18 protein-coding genes, 1 pseudogene and 1 riboswitch are annotated in these 20,618 nt (G+C 52.5%); of the genes and pseudogenes, 12 read left to right on the plus strand and 7 right to left on the minus strand.

Annotation, left to right across the window (positions count from 1 at the left end; translation table 11 throughout):
* Positions 1 to 73: 73 nt before the first annotated feature.
* Both DDA898_RS15490 and trhP read left to right on the plus strand, forming a co-directional pair.
* The gene (locus DDA898_RS15490) at positions 74 to 1,036 is read left to right on the plus strand and encodes a glutathione S-transferase family protein (RefSeq protein ID WP_038911665.1); all 963 of its coding nucleotides are present in this window, start codon (positions 74 to 76) and stop codon (positions 1,034 to 1,036) included.
* 170 nt (positions 1,037 to 1,206) lie between these two features.
* Positions 1,207 to 2,586, plus strand: coding sequence for a prephenate-dependent tRNA uridine(34) hydroxylase TrhP (trhP, locus tag DDA898_RS15495; protein WP_038911666.1), 1,380 nt, complete (start codon positions 1,207 to 1,209; stop codon positions 2,584 to 2,586).
* A 185-nt stretch (positions 2,587 to 2,771) separates the two neighbouring features.
* On the opposite strand, the gene psiE is transcribed toward trhP, so the two are convergent.
* Positions 2,772 to 3,179: a phosphate-starvation-inducible protein PsiE gene (gene psiE / locus DDA898_RS15500; RefSeq protein WP_033111988.1), complete on the minus strand. Its 408-nt coding sequence runs from the start codon at positions 3,177 to 3,179 to the stop codon at positions 2,772 to 2,774.
* 261 nt (positions 3,180 to 3,440) lie between these two features.
* Between psiE and DDA898_RS15505 the strand changes: the two genes are divergently transcribed.
* The 5 genes from DDA898_RS15505 (at position 3,441) to DDA898_RS15525 (ending at position 9,057) form a co-directional block, all read left to right on the plus strand.
* Positions 3,441 to 4,265: a TIM barrel protein gene (locus DDA898_RS15505; protein WP_236616677.1), complete on the plus strand. Its 825-nt coding sequence runs from the start codon at positions 3,441 to 3,443 to the stop codon at positions 4,263 to 4,265.
* Between the two features lie 235 nt (positions 4,266 to 4,500).
* Positions 4,501 to 5,733, plus strand: a complete 1,233-nt coding sequence (locus DDA898_RS15510) for an MFS transporter (RefSeq protein WP_161624728.1) — start codon at positions 4,501 to 4,503, stop codon at positions 5,731 to 5,733.
* A 21-nt stretch (positions 5,734 to 5,754) separates the two neighbouring features.
* A complete protein-coding gene (locus tag DDA898_RS15515; RefSeq protein WP_038911668.1) occupies positions 5,755 to 6,825 on the plus strand; it encodes a sugar phosphate isomerase/epimerase family protein in 1,071 nt (356 codons plus the stop codon).
* Entirely contained in the window at positions 6,822 to 7,973 is a 1,152-nt protein-coding gene (locus tag DDA898_RS15520; protein WP_038911669.1) for a Gfo/Idh/MocA family protein, read from the plus strand. Before DDA898_RS15515 ends, DDA898_RS15520 begins: the two co-directional genes overlap by 4 nt.
* A 103-nt stretch (positions 7,974 to 8,076) precedes the next feature.
* Positions 8,077 to 9,057 carry a LacI family DNA-binding transcriptional regulator gene (locus tag DDA898_RS15525; RefSeq protein WP_038911670.1) on the plus strand — a complete coding sequence of 327 codons (981 nt, stop codon included), beginning with the start codon at positions 8,077 to 8,079 and terminating at the stop codon, positions 9,055 to 9,057.
* A 131-nt stretch (positions 9,058 to 9,188) separates the two neighbouring features.
* Here the strand turns inward: DDA898_RS15525 and DDA898_RS15530 are convergent, their stop codons facing one another.
* The 3 genes from DDA898_RS15530 to thiM form a co-directional block, all read right to left on the minus strand.
* Positions 9,189 to 10,043, minus strand: coding sequence for a sugar phosphate isomerase/epimerase family protein (locus DDA898_RS15530; RefSeq protein WP_038911671.1), 855 nt, complete (start codon positions 10,041 to 10,043; stop codon positions 9,189 to 9,191).
* Positions 10,044 to 10,474: 431 nt separating this feature from the next.
* Complete coding sequence (gene thiD / locus DDA898_RS15535) at positions 10,475 to 11,278, minus strand: bifunctional hydroxymethylpyrimidine kinase/phosphomethylpyrimidine kinase (RefSeq protein ID WP_038901760.1); 804 nt, start codon at positions 11,276 to 11,278, stop codon at positions 10,475 to 10,477.
* A complete protein-coding gene (gene thiM / locus DDA898_RS15540) occupies positions 11,275 to 12,069 on the minus strand; it encodes a hydroxyethylthiazole kinase (RefSeq protein WP_038911672.1) in 795 nt (264 codons plus the stop codon). The genes thiD and thiM overlap by 4 nt, the downstream gene beginning before the upstream one ends.
* Positions 12,070 to 12,103: 34 nt before the next feature.
* Positions 12,104 to 12,208: riboswitch (TPP riboswitch) on the minus strand.
* 994 nt (positions 12,209 to 13,202) lie between these two features.
* On the opposite strand from thiM, the gene DDA898_RS15545 reads away from it, so the two are divergent.
* The 4 genes and pseudogenes from DDA898_RS15545 to DDA898_RS15560 all read left to right on the plus strand — a co-directional run bounded on the left by DDA898_RS15545 (position 13,203) and on the right by DDA898_RS15560 (position 16,041).
* Positions 13,203 to 13,961 carry a transporter substrate-binding domain-containing protein gene (locus tag DDA898_RS15545; protein WP_013318928.1) on the plus strand — a complete coding sequence of 253 codons (759 nt, stop codon included), beginning with the start codon at positions 13,203 to 13,205 and terminating at the stop codon, positions 13,959 to 13,961.
* Between the two features lie 6 nt (positions 13,962 to 13,967).
* The gene (locus tag DDA898_RS15550) at positions 13,968 to 14,669 is read left to right on the plus strand and encodes an amino acid ABC transporter permease (RefSeq protein WP_038911674.1); all 702 of its coding nucleotides are present in this window, start codon (positions 13,968 to 13,970) and stop codon (positions 14,667 to 14,669) included.
* Positions 14,647 to 15,372 (plus strand): amino acid ABC transporter ATP-binding protein, encoded by a 726-nt coding sequence (locus DDA898_RS15555; protein ID WP_038911675.1) that lies wholly within the window; start codon positions 14,647 to 14,649, stop codon positions 15,370 to 15,372. Before DDA898_RS15550 ends, DDA898_RS15555 begins: the two co-directional genes overlap by 23 nt.
* Position 15,373: 1 nt before the next feature.
* Positions 15,374 to 16,041 (plus strand): annotated as a pseudogene (locus DDA898_RS15560) (amino acid ABC transporter permease).
* A 27-nt stretch (positions 16,042 to 16,068) separates the two neighbouring features.
* Here DDA898_RS15560 and DDA898_RS15565 read toward each other — a convergent pair.
* Entirely contained in the window at positions 16,069 to 16,461 is a 393-nt protein-coding gene (locus tag DDA898_RS15565; RefSeq protein ID WP_033111990.1) for a VOC family protein, read from the minus strand.
* 322 nt (positions 16,462 to 16,783) lie between these two features.
* Here DDA898_RS15565 and DDA898_RS15570 point away from each other — a divergent pair, with 322 nt between their 5' ends.
* On the plus strand, positions 16,784 to 17,491 hold the full coding sequence (locus DDA898_RS15570; RefSeq protein ID WP_013318933.1) for a hypothetical protein: 708 nt from the start codon (positions 16,784 to 16,786) through the stop codon (positions 17,489 to 17,491).
* 108 nt (positions 17,492 to 17,599) lie between these two features.
* Here the strand turns inward: DDA898_RS15570 and DDA898_RS15575 are convergent, their stop codons facing one another.
* Together DDA898_RS15575 and DDA898_RS15580 are read right to left on the minus strand one after the other, a co-directional pair.
* A complete protein-coding gene (locus DDA898_RS15575; RefSeq protein ID WP_038911676.1) occupies positions 17,600 to 18,373 on the minus strand; it encodes a DUF3750 domain-containing protein in 774 nt (257 codons plus the stop codon).
* Between the two features lie 183 nt (positions 18,374 to 18,556).
* Positions 18,557 to 20,224, minus strand: coding sequence for an alginate lyase family protein (locus DDA898_RS15580; protein WP_038911677.1), 1,668 nt, complete (start codon positions 20,222 to 20,224; stop codon positions 18,557 to 18,559).
* Positions 20,225 to 20,618: the final 394 nt, after the last annotated feature.

Here is a 20,618-nt window from a genome sequence, read left to right on the forward strand (position 1 = left end):
ACATGCGCCGGCAACGTGGGGGATGGCGGGTATAGCATACTCATTAAATAAAATAATCATGATGAGGGTAAGCATGTCGGGATTAGTCAATGGCAAATGGGTCGATGGCGATGTAGCGGCCGAAGAAATCAAAGGCGGCGCGTTTCACCGTCAGGAAACGCTGTTTCGCGCAACGGCGCTGGTGCCGGAAGCCGGGCGTTATCAACTGTTCGTCTCGTACCTGTGCCCGTGGGCATCCCGCACGCTGATCTACCGTAACCTGAAAGCCTTACAAGACGTGATAACACTGTCGGTGGCGGAACCCCGCATCGGCGAACAGGGTTGGGAATTCAGCACCCCGCAGGATGCCGGCGATAAGATAGCGCCGGTGCGTTACCTGCACCAGCTCTACACCGCCAGCGAGGCGCACTACACCGGTAAAGTCTCGGTGCCGGTGCTGTGGGACCGTAAAGAAGGCCGCATCGTGAATAATGAATCGTCGGAAATCATTCGCCTGCTCAACCACGCCTTCAATGACCTGACCGGCAACCGGCTGGACTTTTACCCGGCGGCGCTGCAACCGGAAATCGACCGCTGGAACAGCCTGATTTACGACAACATCAACAACGGCGTATACAAAACCGGTTTCGCCAAAACCCAGGAGCACTACGATCAAGCGGTCACAAACCTGTTTGCATCGCTGGATACGGTGGAAGCTCATCTGGCCCGCCACCGCTATCTGGCGGGCGACGCGCTGACCGAAGCCGACTGGCGGCTGTTCGTTACGCTGGTGCGTTTCGATGCCGCTTACCACGGCGCGTTCAAATGCAACATCCGTCGTCTGGAAGATTACCCGCACCTTTCTGGCTACCTGCGCGAGCTGTATCAGTGGCCGGGGGTCAAAGAAACGGTCAAGCTGGACCACATCAAAGCCGGTTACTACAGCATCCGTTGGCTTAATCCCACCGCCATCATTCCGAAAGGGCCGCTGGTGGACTTCGAGCGCCCGCACCAGCGCGAACTGGTCGGCCCGTCCGCCGGTATCCGCACCGCCTGATCGCCGCCGACGGCCGGATTGTCGTCCGGCCATCGGCAGCCCGGCGCGCCAATAGGCTTACTTTTTGTAAGCTGACTACTGATTTTTCCCGCCGTTGGCGTTAGAATCTGCCGCCTTTACTGTTCCCGCCCGGGAACAGCCTGACCTGTGATCAGACTTGAGAAAACACCATGTTCAAACCGGAATTACTCTCTCCGGCCGGTACGCTGAAAAATATGCGTTACGCCTTTGCCTATGGCGCTGATGCGATTTATGCCGGCCAGCCCCGCTACAGCCTGCGCGTGCGCAACAACGAATTCAACCACCAGACGCTGGCGCAAGCCATCAGCGAAGCCCATGCGCTGGGCAAAAAATTCTACGTGGTGGTTAACATCGCGCCCCATAACGCCAAACTGAAAACTTTCCTGCGCGATCTGCAACCGGTGGTCGAAATGAACCCGGACGCGCTGATCATGTCCGATCCCGGCCTGATCATGCTGGTGCGGGAAAACTTTCCCCATATGCCGATCCACCTGTCGGTACAGGCCAACGCCGTTAACTGGGCGACGGTGAAATTCTGGCAGCAGATGGGGCTAAGCCGGGTGATTCTGTCGCGCGAGTTGTCGCTGGAAGAAATTGCCGAAATCCGCGCCCAGGTGCCGGAAATGGAACTGGAAATCTTCGTCCACGGCGCGCTGTGCATGGCCTATTCCGGCCGCTGCCTGCTGTCCGGTTATATCAATAAGCGCGACCCGAATCAGGGCACCTGCACCAACGCCTGCCGCTGGGAATACAACGTGCAGGAAGGTAAAGAGGACGCCGTCGGCAACATCGTACACATCCACGAGCCGATTGCCGTCACGCAGCTCGACGCCGCCGTTCAAGTGGAACCGACGCTGGGTATCGGCGCGCCCACCGACAAGGTATTCATGCTGGAAGAGAAGCAGCGTCCGGGCGAATACATGAGCGCGTTTGAAGACGAACACGGCACCTACATCATGAACTCGCGCGACCTGCGCGCCATTCAGCACGTGGAACGACTGACCACCATGCAGGTTGCCTCGCTGAAAATCGAAGGCCGCACCAAATCGTTCTACTACTGCGCCCGTACCGCGCAGGTGTATCGCCGCGCCATTGACGACGCCGCAGCGGGCAAGCCGTTCGACCCAACGCTGCTGCAAACGCTGGAAGGGCTGGCGCACCGCGGTTACACCGAAGGCTTCCTGCGTCGCCACGTCCATGAGGATTACCAGAATTACGACTACGGTTATTCGGTGTCGGACCAGCAGCAGTTTGTCGGGGAATTTACCGGCGAGCGGCGCGACGGGCTGGCGGAAGTGGCGGTCAAGAACAAGTTCTCCCGCGGCGACAGCGTGGAAATGATGACGCCGGGCGGCAACATCCAGTTCACCATCGATACCCTGCTCAACACGAAAGGTCAGGCGATCGATGTCGCGCCGGGTGACGGTCATACGGTGTATCTGCCGGTGCCGGACGACATCGCGCTGGAATATGCGTTGCTGCTGCGTAATCTGCCGGGCACCAACACCCGCAATCCACACGCGAAATAACAAAAAGGTGACACTATCGTACCAATTGTGACATTTTTTAGAATCAGATCACATCAATGACCTGGCTAACTGGTTACTATTGCAGCGCTGAGAAAATACAAAACGAAAAATAAGCGTAGTTATGCTACTAGGAACCACCTCCTTGGCCAGCTCAATCTCCCTTGAGCTGGCTTTTTCTTTGGTGGTTATTCCCGCTTCAGGCGCGGGCTGTTGACCAGATAAAGCGTGATCACCAGAATCAGGATCGCCCCGGCATAGATGAACGTATCCGCCGGGTTTTTATGGTCGACGATAATCAGCCGCACGATGGCGGTAATACCGATGTAGATAAAATAGCGCAGCGGGAAGTGATAGCCGGACAGGAAATACTTCACGATCAGCGCCAGAAACTCAAAGTAGAGAAAATAAATCACCAGGCTTTCGATCAGCATATAGGACGACTCTTTCTCATTGCTGACCAGCAGTACCGTCGCCAGATGCCAGGTCTCCTTGCCCAGAAAGATCACCAGAATCACCGCCAGCACCAACAGGCCGAAATTGAGTATGGTCTGCAACCCTTTGGCAATCATGACCGCACGCGCTGAACCCGCCATGAACATCTCCTCAACAATATTATTCAGAGAACAATTATTCAGAGAACAACCCGAATTATTCAGAGAACAACACGACTCAGAAAAAACATCACCCCAGAATCCGGCGTTCAATAGCCCTGCCCGCAGGCAATAATCTGACGCAGATCACAAAATTACCGGGTCATGAACAGGCTGTCTATGCAATATTTTTACCCATTCGCCAATTTATCCGCGAAGTTACGCCGGCAATGAGCAAGCGCCGCCAGAGATCAACCTGCATGCATGGCACATGACATGCGCAACGCCACCGTGAGGTCACGCACCGACATGAACAATCCGCTCTCCGTCTGCGCCGAAATGGTTTTCCCTGAACTCCCGTTCATCGAACGCGTCAGGCATATTCATGCGTTGGGTTTCGGCGTTGAAATGTGGAGCTGGGAACACAAGGACCTCACCGCACTGGCGGCTACCGGCGCCCGCTTTACCTCCATGTCCGGTTTTCTGGCCGGGAACCTCACCGATAGTGAAGGGATCCGCCGGCTATTAACCACCGCTCGGGCGTCGCTGGCCGCGGCCGACAAGCTGGATTGTCTGAACCTTAATCTCACCGGCAGCGTGCTGGATGCCAGCGGGTTGCCGGTAACGCCGGTTGATACCCTTACCGGCTCAATGTGGTTAAACGCCGCCGCCGCGCTGCATGAGGTTGCCCGCCTGGGCGAGCAATACGGCCGCGTTTTTACGCTGGAAAATCTCAACGTGGATGTCGACCACCCGGGAACGCCGTTTGCCAAAGCCAGCGAAACGTTCGCGCTGGTTGCCGCCGTCAACAGCCCTTACCTGAAGATGAATCTCGACCTCTATCACGCACAAATCGGCGAAGGCAATCTCACCGAGCTGATTCGCCGCTGTCACCCCTTTATCGGGGAAATCCAGGTGGCCGACGTACCGGGCCGCCACCAGCCGGGAACCGGCGAGATCAATTACCGGTACATCGCCAGAACGCTGCATGAGGTGGATTACCGCGGGCCGATAGCGCTGGAAGGGTGGGCGCAGGGAGATGACGCAGAGGCGTTAGAACAGTTTCGGGCGCATTTCACGCTGGGCTGATTCGCCCGGCCGGCGTCCAGCACACCGGCATCGCCGTCGTGGAGTTGCCAGCCTGATTTGCTGTAACACCGGATTTGCTGCGATCCCTCTGTTCTGTCATACGCATTTCCTGTGATAAATCTCGCATTTCCAAAACGTACCCAGAGAGTTCAGTAAAGTAATCGATTACTTTCTACCTGAAGGCACTTTGTAATCGATTACTTTTAAAAGGCGGGAGAGTATGGATTCTTCAATTATGAGTACCGAATTAAAAACATCACTGCATAAACTGCTCGTTCCCCGGTTGTCGTTCATGATGTTTATGCAATTTTTTATCTGGGGAAGCTGGTCGGTCACGCTGGGGCTGGTGATGACGCAGCACAACATGTCCTCATTGATTGGCGACGCTTTCTCGGCCGGGCCTATCGCCTCCATCCTGTCCCCTTTTGTGCTCGGCATGCTGGTTGACCGCTTTTTCCCTTCGCAGAAAGTGATGGCGGTGATGCACCTGGCCGGCGCGGCGATCCTGTGGTGTGTTCCGCAGGCGCTGGCAAGCGAAAATGGCGCACAGCTGATTGCACTGCTGTTCGCCTACACGTTGTGTTACATGCCGACGCTGGCGTTGACCAACAACATTGCCTTCCACAGTCTGGCGAGTGCGGAAAAAACCTTTCCGGTGGTTCGCGTGTTCGGCACGATAGGCTGGATTGTCGCCGGGATCTTGATTGGCGTTACCGGCATTGCCGCCAGCGTGATGATTTTCCAGCTTGCCGCGGTGTGCTCCGTCATTCTGGCCGTTTATAGCCTGACGTTGCCCCATACGCCGGCGCCGGCCAAAGGCCAGCCGCTGGCGTTGCGCGATCTGTTCTGCGCCGACGCCTTCGCCCTGCTGAAGAAAAGTCATTTTCTGATTTTTTCCGTCTGCGCCACCCTGATTTCCATTCCGCTGGGTACTTACTACGCCTACACCGCGTCATTCCTCGCGGATCTCGGCATTAAAGACGTCAGCACGGCGATGTCGTTCGGCCAGATGTCGGAAATCTTTTTCATGTTGATTATCCCGCTGTTGTTCCGCCGTCTGGGCATCAAATACATGCTGCTGATCGGTATGCTGGCGTGGTTTCTCCGCTATGCGCTGTTTGCCCTTGGCGTCAGCGAGACCGGGCGTGGGCTGCTGTACCTCGGCATTTTGCTGCATGGCGTTTGCTACGATTTTTTCTTTGTCATCGGTTTTATCTATACCGATCGCGTTGCCGGCGACAAGGTCAAAGGTCAGGCGCAAAGCCTGATTGTCATGTTTACCTACGGTATTGGCATGTTGCTCGGCTCGCAAATCTCTGGCGCGCTGTATAACCGGCTGCTCGGACAGACCACGCCGCCCGAGGTACACAACTGGGTCACCTTCTGGTGGATCCCGGCCGTTATGGCCGCCGTCATCGCGTTTATTTTCCTTCTTTCCTTTAAATATCAAGAGCAAGACAACCGTTAAGCCATTACATAGGGAGGCAGAATGCAAACAATAAAAGGGCCGGGTTTATTTCTCGCGCAGTATATTGGGGAACAGGCGCCCTTTAATTCACTGGAAGGGCTAGCCGGCTGGGCGGCTGGCCTCGGTTTCAAGGCGCTCCAGATCCCCTGCAACCATCCGCACATTTTTGATCTGGAAACGGCCGCGCACAGCCAAACCTATTGCGACGACGTCGCCGGACGCCTGGCTGAATACGGGCTGGTGATTAGCGAACTCTCCACCCATCTCGAAGGCCAGTTGATTGCCGTACATCCGGCTTACAATCACGCCTTTAACGATTTTGCGCCGCCTGCCGTTCGCCAGAGCAAAACAGCGCGGCAGCAATGGGCGGTAAGCGCGTTAACAAACGCCGCCGCCGCGTCAGAAAAATTGGGATTGCGCGCCCATGCGACCTTCTCCGGCGCGCTGGCCTGGCCCTATTTCTACCCGTGGCCACCGCGCAAGGAAACGTTAATCAAAGAGGCTTTCGACGAGCTGGCCCAGCGCTGGCGCCCAATCCTGGACGTCTTTGATCACCACGGCGTTGACCTCTGTTACGAATTGCACCCGTCGGAAGACCTGCACGATGGCGTCAGTTTCGAGCGTTTTCTCCATGCGGTTGACGACCACCCGCGCTGCCATGTGCTGTACGACCCGAGCCATATGCTGTTGCAGCAGATGGATTACCTCGCCTTTATCGATATTTACCACGACAGAATCCGGGCCTTTCATGTGAAAGACGCCGAGTTTATACCCAGCGGCAAAAGCGGCGTTTACGGCGGCTATCAGCCCTGGACCGAACGCGCCGGGCGCTTCCGCTCGCCGGGAGACGGTCAGATCGATTTCAAATCCATTTTCAGCAAGCTGGCGCAGTATGACTATCCGGGCTGGGCGGTTCTGGAATGGGAATGCTGCCTGAAAGAGGCGGAAACCGGCGCGCGGGAAGGGGCCGAGTTCATCCGCCGTCACATCATCCCCGTGGCCGGCAAAGCATTTGATGACTTTGCCGCCACCACCAGCGATCGCCAGGCCATCAGGAACATGCTGGGGCTGAAAGGAGAAAACGCGTCATGATCAATGTCGGCATTATCGGTTCAGGCTTCATCGGGCCTGCGCATATCGAAGCTATCCGGCGGTTAGGGTTCGTCAATGTGGTCGCGCTATGCGACAGCACTCTTGCACTGGCGCAGGAAAAAGCCCGCCAGTTAGCTATCCCCCATGCCTATGGCGACGTTGACGCGTTGCTGAACCATCCCGGTCTGGATGTGGTGCACAACTGCACGCCCAATTACCTGCATGCCGCCATCAACCGCAAAGCGATGCTGGCGGGCAAACACATTTTTTCCGAAAAGCCGCTCTGCATGACCAGCGAGGAAGCCCGCGAACTGGTCGCGCTGGCGCAGGAAAAAGGCATCGTTCATGGAGTCAGCTTTGTTTACCGCCACTTCGCGATGGTGCAGCAGGCGGCCAGCATGATCCGCCAGGAGGCGCTGGGTCGTCTGTTTGCCGTACACGGCGGTTACCTGCAAGACTGGATGCTCTACGAAACCGACTATAACTGGCGCGTCGATGCCGCTAAAGGCGGCCTGTCCCGCACCGTCGCCGACATCGGCTCCCACTGGTGCGACACCATCCAGTTTGTCACCGGCCGTAAAATCGTCGAAGTGATGGCGGACCTCGCCACCGTCTACCCCACGCGTAAGGCCAGCCGCCAGGCGACGGCTACCTTTGGCGGTCCGGATGCGGCGACGGAATATGAGGACAAACCCGTGACCACCGAAGACTTCGCCGCCATCCTGCTGCGTTTTGATGATGGCAGCCGCGGCAGTCTGACGGTATCTCAGGTAAGCGCCGGCAGAAAAAACCGCCTGCACTTTGAAATCAATGGCGCTCAGGCGTCTCTGGCCTGGGATCAGGAACTGCCGCAAAATCTGTGGATCGGGCAGCGGGACCGCCCCAATCAACTACTGTGTGATGATCCGGCGTTGATGAATGCGGATGTGTCCAGCCAGGCCCATTTTCCCGGCGGCCACATTGAAGGCTGGCCCGATGCGTTTAAAAACATGATGCTGCGCTTTTATACCTATATTCGGGAAGGGAAACAGCCGCAGGTCGATCCCTGCGACTTCGCAACCTTCCACGACGGTGCCACCATTATGTTCATCATTGATGCAATAGTGCGCAGCCACCGGGAACAGCGCTGGATCGCCATACCGGCATAATCTCCGATAGTCCGGCGGATATCAGCCGGACTATCGATTTTTTCGAGAAAACAAACTGTGATAGCCTGTTCGCAGAGCTCATGTTCAGGAATGTTTTCCCATTATGTCGATTCAAAAAATCGCACGACTTGCCGGCGTTTCCGTGGCAACCGTATCGCGGGTGCTGAATAATCAGGACTCCGTTAAGCCCCAAAACCGTGAACGTGTACTGAACGCCATCCAACAAAGCAATTACCAGCCCAATTTACTCGCCAGACAATTGCGTACCGCGAAAAGTCATATGCTGCTGGTCATGGTTTCCAATATCGCCAACCCATTCTGCGCCGATGTGGTAAAAGGCATTGAATCCGAAGCGGAGCAGAATGGATACCGCATTCTGTTATGTAATTCCGGCTCGGATACGGCGCGGGCAAAATCCAGCCTGTCGTTATTGTCCGGGAAAATGGTCGACGGGGTAATTACCATGGACGCATTATCCCGTTTGCCGGAATTGACCACGATGATAGGCGACGCGCCCTGGGTACAGTGCGCCGAATACGCCGATGCGGCGGCGGTTTCCAGCGTCGGTATTGATGACCGGCTGGCATCCCGTTTTGTGCTTGAACACCTGTTAAAAAATAACCGCCAGCGCATCGCCATGATCAACCACGACCTGAATTATAAATATGCCCAACTGCGGGAACAGGGTTATCGGGAAATGATTGCCGAGCACGCGCGTCCCTATTCCTCGGTTATTTATGCCAGTGAACTCAGTTACGAGGCGGGGAAAAAAGCCATGCTCTCGTTGCTTAATGAGGAAATACGACCAGACGCGGTATTTGCCGTGTCAGACACGCTGGCGGCCGGCGCGTTAAAAGCGATTGAAGACGCGGGATTGCAGGTGGCGAAAGATATTGCCGTGATCGGGTTTGACGGTACCGAGTTAAGCTATATTACCTCGCCGCAATTAAGCACCGTCCAGCAGCCTTCACAAGAAATCGGTCGGCAGGCCGTCAAATTGCTGCTGCAAAAAATCAATGACCCTGACAGTCTTCCTGAAAAAAGAATCCTGGACTGGCAATTTATTTCCCGGGCATCAGGTTAAGGTATTATGTGTTACGCGATGACCTGCCGATGTTCTGACAAAAAAAGATCTCTGGTTGATTAACGCTGGCGGTGGTACAGACAACCCCATAATAGATTGTCTGTACCGGTTCACTAAAAGCTCATGTCATTTTAAGGATTGACATGCTTTAGCAGAAACTTCCTGGCGGTGGTGATAATCGAATAAGGATCTTTTGGGGCATCGTGCTCAACGATAAACCAGACTTTCCCTGCTTTTTCTGCCGCGGGGAAGATGTCATCCCAGGTCAGAATACCTTCGCCGGCCGGCGCAAAATTCATTTCATCATCACGAGTGCCAATCGGCGCGTGATCCTTGGCATGAACGGCAAACACCCGTCCTTTATATTTTTTCAGCAGACGTGCCGGGTCCTGGCCGCCTCGCGTCACCCAGGCCATATCCAGCTCGATTGCCAGATTGGGGGCATGGTCAAAAAGAATTTCCAGCGCCGTTTTACCGTTATATTTTTTCATTTCAAAATCATGGTTATGATATCCCAGCGTCATTCCCTGCTTTTTAAGATGACGAGCCAGATTATCCAGTTCCTGCGCCATGTCTTTCCATGCCTGCGCGCTGGCCGGCCGGTCAGCCGGCTCAATCCAGGGAACAATCAGTACACGGTTACCGACAGCGTTGTTGAATGCGACCACACTCTGCATATCCTGCCGCAAATTAGTGAGCTGCACATGAGCCGATATCGCCTTCAGGTTATATTTCTCAAGCAGCGATTTCATCTCATCAGACGACACATTATGGTCGCCAACCAACTCTACGGCATTAAAACCCGCCTTATTCGCCATTGCGAACTGCTCTTCCAGCGAGCCGACATGACGCAGTGTATACATTTGCAGGGCAATGGGCACATTCCCTTTTCCCGCTTCAAGATTCGCCCTGGCAAGTAATGGCAACGCATTGAGGGTAAACAACGAGATAAAAAGTGATAAACGTAAAAATCGCTTCAGGTCCATAAGATTCTCCAGATAGATGTTCCTTGCTTTTTGTTATTCCGTCTCAATTACTCCCTGTCAGTCAGATATCATATTCAGGCATTAACCGTAGGGTCTTTCATAAAAAGTAATCGATTACTTTTTATGTTAATCAGAAAGAAAAATTTCATCAACAAGGCATTATCAATTAGCTGTCTGCGTCACAAAAACAGAAAAGCAGGCATATCGACATACCCGCATCGCCGTTAATACTCTTTCGATGTTATTCAGAATAAGACGGTATCTATCGCCATACTTTTTTATCTGGCCGCAATAACATGCTCTTTTCAGCCGATGTGCATTTCAGCCGATGCACATTTCTTTTTACGAACACGCCGTACTCAGGAAGGGTTCCTGAGCATGGCGTGTTCGTTGCCGACGGCTTTTTCTGCCGCCGGCAATCCGTCAACGCGTCACCACCAGCGGTGGAAATGGTGTACCGGGCCGATGCCGTGGCCGACCTCCAGCGAATCCGCCTGCTCCAGCGCCCCTTGCAGATACGCCCGCGCGGCGGACAGCGTATCCGGCCAGTTGTCATGACGCGGGCGCAACGCCGCCAGCGCCGCCGACAGCGTGCAGCCGGTGCCGTGCGTATGCCGGGTGTTGACGCGCGGCGCGCTCAACCGCACCGGCTCCGCATCCGGCATGAATAGCCAGTCCGGACTTTCGCTGTCGCTTAGATGACCGCCTTTCATCAGCACCGCTCGGCACCCCATCGCCAGTAATGCGTCCCCCTGCCGGCGCATACCACGCTCATCGTCGGCGGGCGAGCACTGCAACAGCGCCGCCGCCTCCGGCAGATTGGGGGTGATCAGCGACACCCGCGGCAACAGCAGCTGGCGTACCGCCTCTACCGCTTCCGGCGCCAGCAGCGGATCGCCGCTTTTCGCCAGCATCACCGTGTCCAGCACCACATACGGCACCGGATAGCGCAACAGCCGGTCCGCCACCGCTTCCACGATATCCGTCTGCGCCAGCATGCCGATTTTGGCGCTGTCGATACGCACATCGCTCAGCACCGAATCCAGCTGGGCGGCGACAAACACCGGTTCAATGCGATAAACCGACTGTACGCCGCGCGTATTCTGCGCCACCAGCGCGGTAATCACGCTGGTGCCGTAAGCGCCCAGCGCCGAGAAGGTTTTAAGGTCGGCCTGAATACCGGCGCCGCCGCTCGGGTCGGTGCCGGCGATGGTCAGCGCGTTGATGCGTTTCATGCCAGCGCCTCCCGGTTCAGGGTATAGAGCGCATCCAGGAACGCGGGGATGAAACTGCCCGGCCCACGCGCCTGCGCCGCGGCCTGCTGCCCGCAGCGGGACATCACCGCACAGGCGGCGGCGACATGACTGAGTCGGTCGCCTTCCAGCGCACAGAAACCGGCCACCACCGCCGATAGCGCGCACCCGGTGCCGACCACCCGCGTCATCAGCGCATCGCCGCCGGGTACGGCCAGCACGCGTTCGCCATCGGTCACGTAATCCACCTCGCCGGTTACCGCCACACAAGTGGCCCAGCGGCGCGCCAGCATAATGGCGAAAGGCAGCGCCGCCAGCACCTCGTTGCCGCTGTCCACCCCGCGCCCGGCCGAACGTTCGCCGGCCAGCGCCATGATTTCAGAGGCGTTACCGCGGACTGCCGCCGGCTTCATCGCCAGCAGCTCAAAAGCAAACTCGGTGCGAAAACGCAGGCCGCCCACCGCTACCGGGTCCAGCACCCACGGCGTGCCGACCTCGATGGCGCTCGCCACCGCCGCGCGCATCGCCTGCGCGCGGTCGGCTTCAAGGGTGCCCAGATTAATCAGTAACCCATCAGCCAGCGCGCTGAACTGCGCGGCTTCACCGGCATCCACCACCATCGCGGGCGAGGCGCCCAGCGCCAGCAGCACATTGGCGGTAAACCCCTGCACCACCTCATTGGTCAGGCAGTGCACCAGCGGTGCGCGCAAACGGAAAGCATCAAGGGAATCCGCGACGGACGCGGCAGGGAAAAGTACAGGTCGAGCGTTCATAAACCTCCCAACCGGCGTGAAAGAAGGCGGTACCGGCGGGATACCGTGACTTCCCTACGCTGGCATAATCCAGATCAGGTAATACGGGTCTATCTCAGCCGATTTCCGTGACAGGAAAGCGGCACCCCGAGTCAACGAACGTCATATTGGAAGCATTGACCCAAAAGGTCAACGGCAGAAAAAACGTGGGTAGTAGCGACCAATACTCAAAGAAATTGATTCACAACCTTATCGCCACAATAGCATTAGAAAAACACATGAATCAGCATTAGAAAAAAATATGAATTCAATTAAGAGATTTCTTCTTGAAAAATAAGAAAACACCATTACTAGAATATATTCCAGCTATAATTAGAACACCCAATTGTTGTCACCATAATGTTGTCACCATAATTAGCCCGTCCGTTAACCAGACCTGTTGCCGGATTAAGTATCGTGGGCAACAGGCAACTAAAATAGCTATCCATACCACGTATCATAACATCCCCCATCAGATACAAAAAACGAACAAAATTTGCACAACGAGAAATTAGTGTTTATATTGATTATTTAGCAACCTGATAAGGCGATAATAGTGTCATTAATATCAACGACGCTGAAATATTCATCCTCTTATCATATAAGATAAAATTAAGAGTAACAAAGCACATACTGATTTCCGGTATGTTAGTAATGTCTTTCCCTCTGGCTAAAATGCTGCCCCTCTCTTTTCTGGCGGCAAGGTGACAGTGCTTTTCTTATTATGGTTAATTCAAAATACTTATGTATACCCAAAATAATTCGAGTTGCAGTACAACACGCTCGCGTGTTGAACAACGCAACGCGTTGGCCCGCCAGGGCAAGGCTCATTAAGAGCCTTGTAACGCGGCAAGAGAGTGACAAATTCGTCGGGAACGAATTTGACCAGCCAACGGCTGGCCTCCGGTGAGAGACAGGATGTCTCTCATTTCATCCCGATGAGCTTACTCAGATAAGTGATTCGGGTGAACGACAAATCTGCCGGGAGCAGATTTGAACGCAGCTTGCTGCGGCCCTGAAAGGTCGAGGCCCAAGGAGGGGCCGAGTAACGCAGCCAACACACCTGCAACTTGAAGTATGACGGGTATATACCCTATTAAATTCAGGAGCCCTGTATGTCATCAAAAAACATTTTTTTAGCCATGATTTTAGGAATAACCTCATTTACTGTTTTTGCAAATAGCCCGGTGACGGGAAAGACACTCAATATCGCCGTATCGCCTGCTTCGCCCCCCATGCTATTCAAAACCGCTGACGGAAAACTGGAAGGGATCGATCTAGAACTCTTCTCGTCATATTGTCAGGAAAGAAAGTGCAAACTAAAAATAATGGAATACTCATGGGACGGTATGCTGGGCGCGGTGGCTAGCGGTCAGGCGGATGTGGCCTTCTCTGGCATATCAATAACGGATAAGCGCAAGAAAGTAATGGACTTTTCATCTCCATATTACGTGAATTCATTTAACCTGGTCAGTTTGGACAGTCATAAAATAGATTTGAGCGATCTGAGTAAATTAAAAAATTATTCCATCGGATTTCCCCGCGGCATGGCGTATGCTGACCTCATCAAAACCGATCTCGAACCCAAAGGGTATTATTCATTAAGCAACGTAAAGCTTTACCCCTCTTATAATGAAACTATTACTGACTTGAAAAATGGGAATCTAGACCTGGCATTCATAGAAGACCCGGTTTACTTTGATTATAAAAACAAACAAAAAATGCCGATTGAAAGCCGCTACGTATTTAAGAATGTCGATCATCTGGGGTTTGCGTTTAAAAAAGGCTCACCGGTGCGGGATGACTTTAACGCCTGGCTTAATGAGCAGGGCGAAGAAAAAATAGCGGGCATCGTAGATAAATGGATGAAATAGCAGCATATGTCGTCGCAATATATCATAAATGCAGGCTATTTTTTGCTTGAGGGCATCGCAAACACGTTAATGGTGACATTGACGTGTTTTACCTCAGCCTTGATTATCGGGCTGACAGTCGCCGTTTTACGGCGACTGGCTTTTCCATCCATGAAGAAAGCGCTGGATTTCCTGGTTTTCGTTTTTCGTAGCATCCCGGTGTTAATCGCCGTCTTTCTGGTCTATTTTGGTCTTCCGGCAACAGGTCTGAGCATTTCTCCGCTGCTGGCCATGAATATTAGCATTGGATTAATCAGCGGCGGTTATCTTGCCGAAGTGTTCCGCGGTGCGCTTCAACTGGTTGAGCCTTCAGAAATTACAGCAGCTAAAGCCGCCGGTTTAAGTAAACTACAAATTATAAGACATATCGAAATGCCTCAAATGTTCCGTTTTTCTGTACCTGGAATATTAAACGAATTCTCATCGGTATTAAAATCCTCGCCGTTTGCCTATACCGTAGGTATTTCCGAAATCACAAAACAAGCCATGTCTCTGACCGCTACCACGATGAATGGGTTGGTCATTTATACCCTCGCAGGAATATTATATTTTCTCATTTATAAGCTATCTATTCTTACAGCAAAGCAGCTTGAAAAAAAATTCAAGATGACAGGTGATGAATTAGAGAAAATCAAGGTGAAAATGTATGGCATTGATAGAATTAAGTGAGATCAGTAAAACGTTCAGCAATAAAAAGGTGCTGGATAGCATCAGTTTAAAGATTGAATACGGAGAGATAAAAGTAGTCATGGGTCCATCTGGGTGCGGCAAGACCACCCTGTTACGTTGCCTGGCCCAACTTGAAAAACCAGATTCAGGAAATATATTTTTTCATGGCATAGATGTTAATAATAAAAAATTTAATATTCTTGAGTTCCGGAAAAAAGTGGGTTTTGTTTTCCAGAATTACGCGTTGTATCGTCACCTTAATGTTATGGATAATATTACTCTGGCTCTTCGCAAGGTATTTAATATCCCTCATAACGAGGCCAAGCGTAAGGCTTTATCCGAACTGGAAAAGCTGGATATGGTTGAACACAGCATGAAATATCCTTCACAGCTCTCTGGTGGGCAGCAGCAGCGCGTTGCACTGATTCGCGCGCTGGTTACGGACCCGGAAATCATTGTGTTCGATGAGCCCACATCGGCCCTTGACCCACTGATGACGCGTGAAGTGGGGTTGCTCATAAAACAGCTTAACGGGCGAAAAGTGACAATATTATGTGTGACTCATGACATACGTCTTGCTAAGCAACTGTGTGACCGAGTGACATTCTTAAATAATGGCAGGATCCGTGCTGAAGGGTCTTTTTCCGTACTCTCCTCACTTGAGGCCGATCCGGATATCCATGGCTTTTTTGGAGAGCAATAAGATGTTCGATGGATGGAATAATTTTTATCATGATTTGATAGAACAACTCCCTTTGGTGCTTAACGGAATTGTTGGGACATTTAAACTTGCGGCAATTGTCTCCTTATCAGGTTTTTTATGGGGTATTATTATTTTTTTCTCAGTATCAGCAGTCAACCGACCGTTAAAAATCTGACCAAGATATATATGAATTTCTTCATAGGCACACCATTAATTCTTATTTTATTTGTTATTTATTATGGCTTGCCGCAGACGGGTATCCATCTGTCACCTTTCACGGTGGCAGTCAGCGGTTTTACACTTAATGTCGGAGCCTATAATGCAGCTTATATGACAACAGCCTACAACTCCCTGAGCAAACACGAGACTGAAGCTGCCGTCGTCCAGGGGTTCAGCAGCTGGCAGATTTTCCGTTTAATTATATTACCTCAGGTGCTCATCACCTCAGTACCCGCGCTGACTAATCAAGTCATCAACAATGTTAAGGACAGCACCATTGCTTTCCTTATCCAGTACACTGAATTTTTTTCCCGCATCCAGGAAGTCGCTTCAACGAACTTTGAATTTTTCAATGCCTATCTATTTGCTGCGTTGGTTTATCTGGTATTCATTACTTTTATCGTCATTCTGTCCAGAGTCATTGAACGCAAACTGGGTATCGCTGAATAAACCAGATTAAAGCCAGTGCCTGGTCCGTTACGGCGCCCGGTGAAACACCGCTTCGATGTTGTAGCCGTCCGGGTCGCGGACAAAGGCGGCGTAGTAATCAGGATGGTATTGGGCCCGCACGCCGGGCTGACCGTTATCTTCACCGCCCGCCGCCACCGCCGCGGCGAAAAACGCATCCACCTCCGCTCTTGATTCTGCGCTGAAGGCAAAATGCACCGGCGGACGCGATGTCACCTCGCCCTGAAAAATCCAGAATTCGCCGCCCGGATCGGAAGACAGGCCGTACCCCATCAATACGCCGAAGCTGACGGCGAATTTCATGTCTTTGACCTGCTCATACCCTAATGGCTTGAGCGCCTGTTCATAAAACCGCCGGCTACGATGCAGATCCGACACCGGAATACTCAAATGATCCAGCATGTTCCCTCCCTCTGGCGTTTGAATTCTGTGGTTTTCCGTCCGGTTCGCATCACGTTCGCGGGGCGGAGTGACCAACATAATCGCGTTGTCGGCGGGAAAAGATGATCCAGATCTATAAGTTAACGCTTAGTTATTCATTAAAAGTGATTTTTTATTGGCTCGCGCCAGCGTAAAGCCGGTGCCAGACCATCGGGTAATAGTAAGACAAAGAAAATAAATACCGCGCTATTGTCCATCATCCCGCCCAGGTTTATTCCCCCCTTCGCCGATACAGTCATCTTTCCGATCCACAATTCACACCTTAGGTGTTATGGAGTAAACAATGCCAATCAATGGCTGGTATACCGGTGATGCTGATAATGTGATGGATAATGGCAATATCAACGGCTGGGCTGATCAATCAGGCCTGGCGTTTGGCAGCAATCTGGGTGGCGGCGTACAGAGTTACCAGTTTGGCCCCGTCATTAACCACTATGGAACCTGGGGACAACTGATTTATATCAATCAGGGGAGTTTAGCCGCCCCGGACTGGAATAATCCCTCCGGTCTGAACGGCTGGATGCCGGTAAACCCCGCGCCGGACAACTCAATTTGGATTCAGGGTCATCTGGTCAATGGCGAATGCGGCGGACAAAGCAACTACGCCGCCTATCTGACGCCGATATCCCATAACGTCAACATGTGGCACGCAGGATATGAAGCGGTGTTACAGAGACTGGTTAATCGGGGAGCCGCTACTGGCGTCACCGTCTCGCAATTTAACCCCCACGGACTCGCCAATTGCCGGATCATTTATCGTACTCAGGGATTACCGCCTCGCGCTGGCAGCCAGGTGCCCGATGGTATTTGCGTCAGTCTGGGCATCGTTATCAATGGGGTAATGAAAAACGAGGCGGAAGTCGCACAGGAGTTTGCGCATGGCGCAGGTGGGCTGCGCTGGTTTGCCGACCGCTACTATACGTCGTCGGGTAAAGATGATCGTAATAAAATCATTGAAATGATTGGGGGGACACTGGTTCAGTATCCCTAAAAAAGCATCCTGATACGCATGCCGAACGAGTAACTGAACGCGAACGGGTAACTGAACGCGAATGTATCCACACTTATCGGTGGATACATTCGGGGTCAGGCATGGCGGTCACCCTTCGTGCGTTGTCGTATTGTCATAACCCAGTCGGCCGATAAACGGCAAGCGCAGCGCCGGCGGATTAAAATCCACCCCCAGGTTGGCCCCCAGAATATTGACTTCAACGCCCTCTTCCACGCCCAGCGTCAGGCCCAGTACACCCAGCAGCGAAACCTGCACGCCTCTTCCCGAAGGCGGCAACCCGACCGGGTGCGTTAACGCCCGAAAATCCTTACCGATGGCGTTGGCCGGCAGATCCAGCTTCAGTTCCGGCACTTCCCGGCCGATATGCGCCATAAACGTATTGCTGTTGGGGCCGGGCCAGGCGTGATACGTATGCGGCCAGGGGTAGCTGTTGATCGCCCCCTCTATCTTCGGGATCATCGCTGCCGCGCTCGCTCCGCGGTGTTCAACCAGTAATCGCGGCGTTGAACCGAACCAGAATCCGTCAGGGACAGTGTAATTGCGACGGATCACATCATCGCCGCCCCAGCCGATCACCTCGTACCGCTGGTAGCGGGTTTCACCGGCTTTTTTAACGATGATCCAGGGATGAACCGCCACCAGTCCGCGCCAGCCGTACGTCGGCGCGGTATACACCTGCACGATCGCCGTATCGCGCAACGCCGCAGGATCCGGCGCCACGCCGGCCGAATCACGCCGCGACGCCCAGATGCTTTTTCCGGACCAGCGATCTTCGCCCCACGTGGCCTGCGCCAGACTTTGCCCAAACGACAGGATCAACACACCGATAAAAACGAGTCCCACGGCTTTGAAGTAATACATTGACTGGGTTTCTCCATGAAACGCGGAGGTAAGTTAAGGGCGATTAAGCCTATCGCGCCACGCTGTCTAACCGCAACAGCGGTGATATACGCCTGATAGCCAGAGATGCCTCCTATAGCAAAATCTTTATCATACAGGCGCGATTAAACAGCCAATGCCCGGCTCTGGCTCGTATTTCAAAACTTAATTAATCACGCCCAGATCTGCCGGCTTGGGATATAGCATTATCCACCTGCCGCTATCATCGTTGACGCCTGTTGCTGTGGCTGAAATTTGATAAGTATCAGCATTCATTATCACATAGCGTCCGTTGGACAACGCCTGCAACGTACCATTGCCATTACCGGAATCATTATAGGAAAAGGTTTCGCTACTGGTTATGTTATCGGCAGAAGCGAGTACGTTGCCATTAGCCGTGACTGACAAGTATTTCCCGGTCTGTATTGATCGGAAGGCGAATCTATTTTTAGCGAGATACACGGCTTGAAGCCCACTGGCAACGGACGGATTAACGCCATTCACGGTAATCGAAGACGACGCATCGATAACCGTAGCCAGCGTTCCGGTGTTATCCCCGTTTAGCGATTTTTTTACCGATTGAAAAACTACATACATATTATTTGATGTGGAAGAAGACGTAGCATTAATCAGCCCTTCATACGAGGGATGGTCAAAATAGAATTTCCCTATTGGCATACGGCTGATTACTTCTTTGGTATAAGGGAGCGTAGTTTCAGAGACGCCGGCAGCGGTGAATAAACTCAAAATACTGCGATATATTGGCCGAAACTCTCCACGAAAACGAGGGGAAACCGTCAGTCCTGGCGTCCATGAATTCCCTCTCCCCATATCTGCAAGGGTATAACCTTTACCAGGGATTGGTGTGTAAGGCACACTGTAACCCAGGTTGTACCTGGCTATATATTCAGCAGCGTTAACCAATGGATAACTATTATTAGGATAGCTCACCATATCTGCACCAGTTTCATGGTATTGGCGCTGGTTGTAACCTATCTGGGCCGCCATGACTAATAACCCCAGCCCACCTTGCGCATGAGCCTGATCACGACCACTTTCCTGCAACTGGCCGCTATCATTTTGTACATAATGTATAACCGAGCCATTACCCTCGCCATTTTTGAAATAATCCACCGCATTATTGTAAATAGCCAGATCGTTCGACCACACACCCAGACTCAAATTAAATACGATATCTGCTGCGTCCCAGTTACCATTAGCCCAGCCGCCATTTACCTGACCATAGGTACTGGTCAGCGGATAAAACACATCGGTCATCATCGTGGTAAAACGCCCGATATCAGCCGATGACCAACCGCTCTCGCTGTAACGCAGAATTTCCGCAGCATTAAGCAACTTATAGCCGTAAAGACTGGCCGCCAGTTGAGCGTCTTTTCCCTTGATAGCCTTTAACGTCGTCGACCAGTTATTGAGAATGTTGATAGCGGCATTCGAATAGGCAGGGTTTCGCGTGATGGTCCATTCAATGGCAAGCAATAAGGCTGCCGAAGCACTGTTTTGTAACTCTGCGTTTCCAGCATTTCCATATGTCGGGTCATTCCTGTACACCACTGCCTTTGGATTTACTGAATAATTAGGATTTGCCAAAGGATTGGCCTGCAATATCTGCCAATCCTTGTACCAGGGGTCTTGCTTATTATCGACGCCGGTTTTCATTCGGTCCAAATCAATCGTGGTATAAAGCATCCCCGGATGAAGGAATGTCGTATCATTAGCCGCAGCATAACTCGATGTTGCTCCAACCAGGCATATGCACGCCATAATCATTTGTGAGAAAAGCTTCCATATCTTTTTACACAAAAATACAGTCATAAGTTATTTCCTTTCCATTTGTTGGCAACATTTAAAAACCCATTCCAGAATAGAGCATCATTTCTTTATTTTTAATCCTTATACAAAGATCTTTTTTTACTTTTGGATGACAAACAGCAACATTCTAAACTCGTCAAATACTGCCTTAAGTCGTGAAAGCAGCCTTTCCTCCCCGGATAGAGGAAGAAAGGCAGTGTTCTGGGTCGTCAAACAAGAAAATTATGATGTAGAGCAGATTGCCATCCGGCGCACAGGGTAATGAAAACAACTAGTTACCACTGAACTATGCGTGGCATTCACGTCAGCTCGCCAGGACCGTGGCTGAAGCGCGGGCGGCCTGTTACCTGCGACGCGCGAGCGACACGGCTTCAAAGAAGCCGGAATAGAAGCCGAA

It is taken from the genome of Dickeya dadantii NCPPB 898 (assembly GCF_000406145.1).
GTDB classification, from domain to species: domain Bacteria; phylum Pseudomonadota; class Gammaproteobacteria; order Enterobacterales; family Enterobacteriaceae; genus Dickeya; species Dickeya dadantii.

What these genes read in the sequence shown, in the direction of transcription:
- DDA898_RS15490 (WP_038911665.1), top strand. Translation starts at nt 74, where the DNA reads ATGTCGGGATTAGTCAATGGCAAATGGGTCGATGGCGATGTAGCGGCC.
- trhP (WP_038911666.1), top strand. Translation starts at nt 1,207, where the DNA reads ATGTTCAAACCGGAATTACTCTCTCCGGCCGGTACGCTGAAAAATATG.
- psiE (WP_033111988.1), bottom strand. Translation starts at nt 3,179, where the DNA reads ATGGCGGGTTCAGCGCGTGCGGTCATGATTGCCAAAGGGTTGCAGACC.
- DDA898_RS15505 (WP_236616677.1), top strand. Translation starts at nt 3,441, where the DNA reads ATGGCACATGACATGCGCAACGCCACCGTGAGGTCACGCACCGACATG.
- DDA898_RS15510 (WP_161624728.1), top strand. Translation starts at nt 4,501, where the DNA reads ATGAGTACCGAATTAAAAACATCACTGCATAAACTGCTCGTTCCCCGG.
- DDA898_RS15515 (WP_038911668.1), top strand. Translation starts at nt 5,755, where the DNA reads ATGCAAACAATAAAAGGGCCGGGTTTATTTCTCGCGCAGTATATTGGG.
- DDA898_RS15520 (WP_038911669.1), top strand. Translation starts at nt 6,822, where the DNA reads ATGATCAATGTCGGCATTATCGGTTCAGGCTTCATCGGGCCTGCGCAT.
- DDA898_RS15525 (WP_038911670.1), top strand. Translation starts at nt 8,077, where the DNA reads ATGTCGATTCAAAAAATCGCACGACTTGCCGGCGTTTCCGTGGCAACC.
- DDA898_RS15530 (WP_038911671.1), bottom strand. Translation starts at nt 10,043, where the DNA reads ATGGACCTGAAGCGATTTTTACGTTTATCACTTTTTATCTCGTTGTTT.
- thiD (WP_038901760.1), bottom strand. Translation starts at nt 11,278, where the DNA reads ATGAAACGCATCAACGCGCTGACCATCGCCGGCACCGACCCGAGCGGC.
- thiM (WP_038911672.1), bottom strand. Translation starts at nt 12,069, where the DNA reads ATGAACGCTCGACCTGTACTTTTCCCTGCCGCGTCCGTCGCGGATTCC.
- DDA898_RS15545 (WP_013318928.1), top strand. Translation starts at nt 13,203, where the DNA reads ATGTCATCAAAAAACATTTTTTTAGCCATGATTTTAGGAATAACCTCA.
- DDA898_RS15550 (WP_038911674.1), top strand. Translation starts at nt 13,968, where the DNA reads ATGTCGTCGCAATATATCATAAATGCAGGCTATTTTTTGCTTGAGGGC.
- DDA898_RS15555 (WP_038911675.1), top strand. Translation starts at nt 14,647, where the DNA reads ATGGCATTGATAGAATTAAGTGAGATCAGTAAAACGTTCAGCAATAAA.
- DDA898_RS15565 (WP_033111990.1), bottom strand. Translation starts at nt 16,461, where the DNA reads ATGCTGGATCATTTGAGTATTCCGGTGTCGGATCTGCATCGTAGCCGG.
- DDA898_RS15570 (WP_013318933.1), top strand. Translation starts at nt 16,784, where the DNA reads ATGCCAATCAATGGCTGGTATACCGGTGATGCTGATAATGTGATGGAT.
- DDA898_RS15575 (WP_038911676.1), bottom strand. Translation starts at nt 18,373, where the DNA reads ATGTATTACTTCAAAGCCGTGGGACTCGTTTTTATCGGTGTGTTGATC.
- DDA898_RS15580 (WP_038911677.1), bottom strand. Translation starts at nt 20,224, where the DNA reads ATGACTGTATTTTTGTGTAAAAAGATATGGAAGCTTTTCTCACAAATG.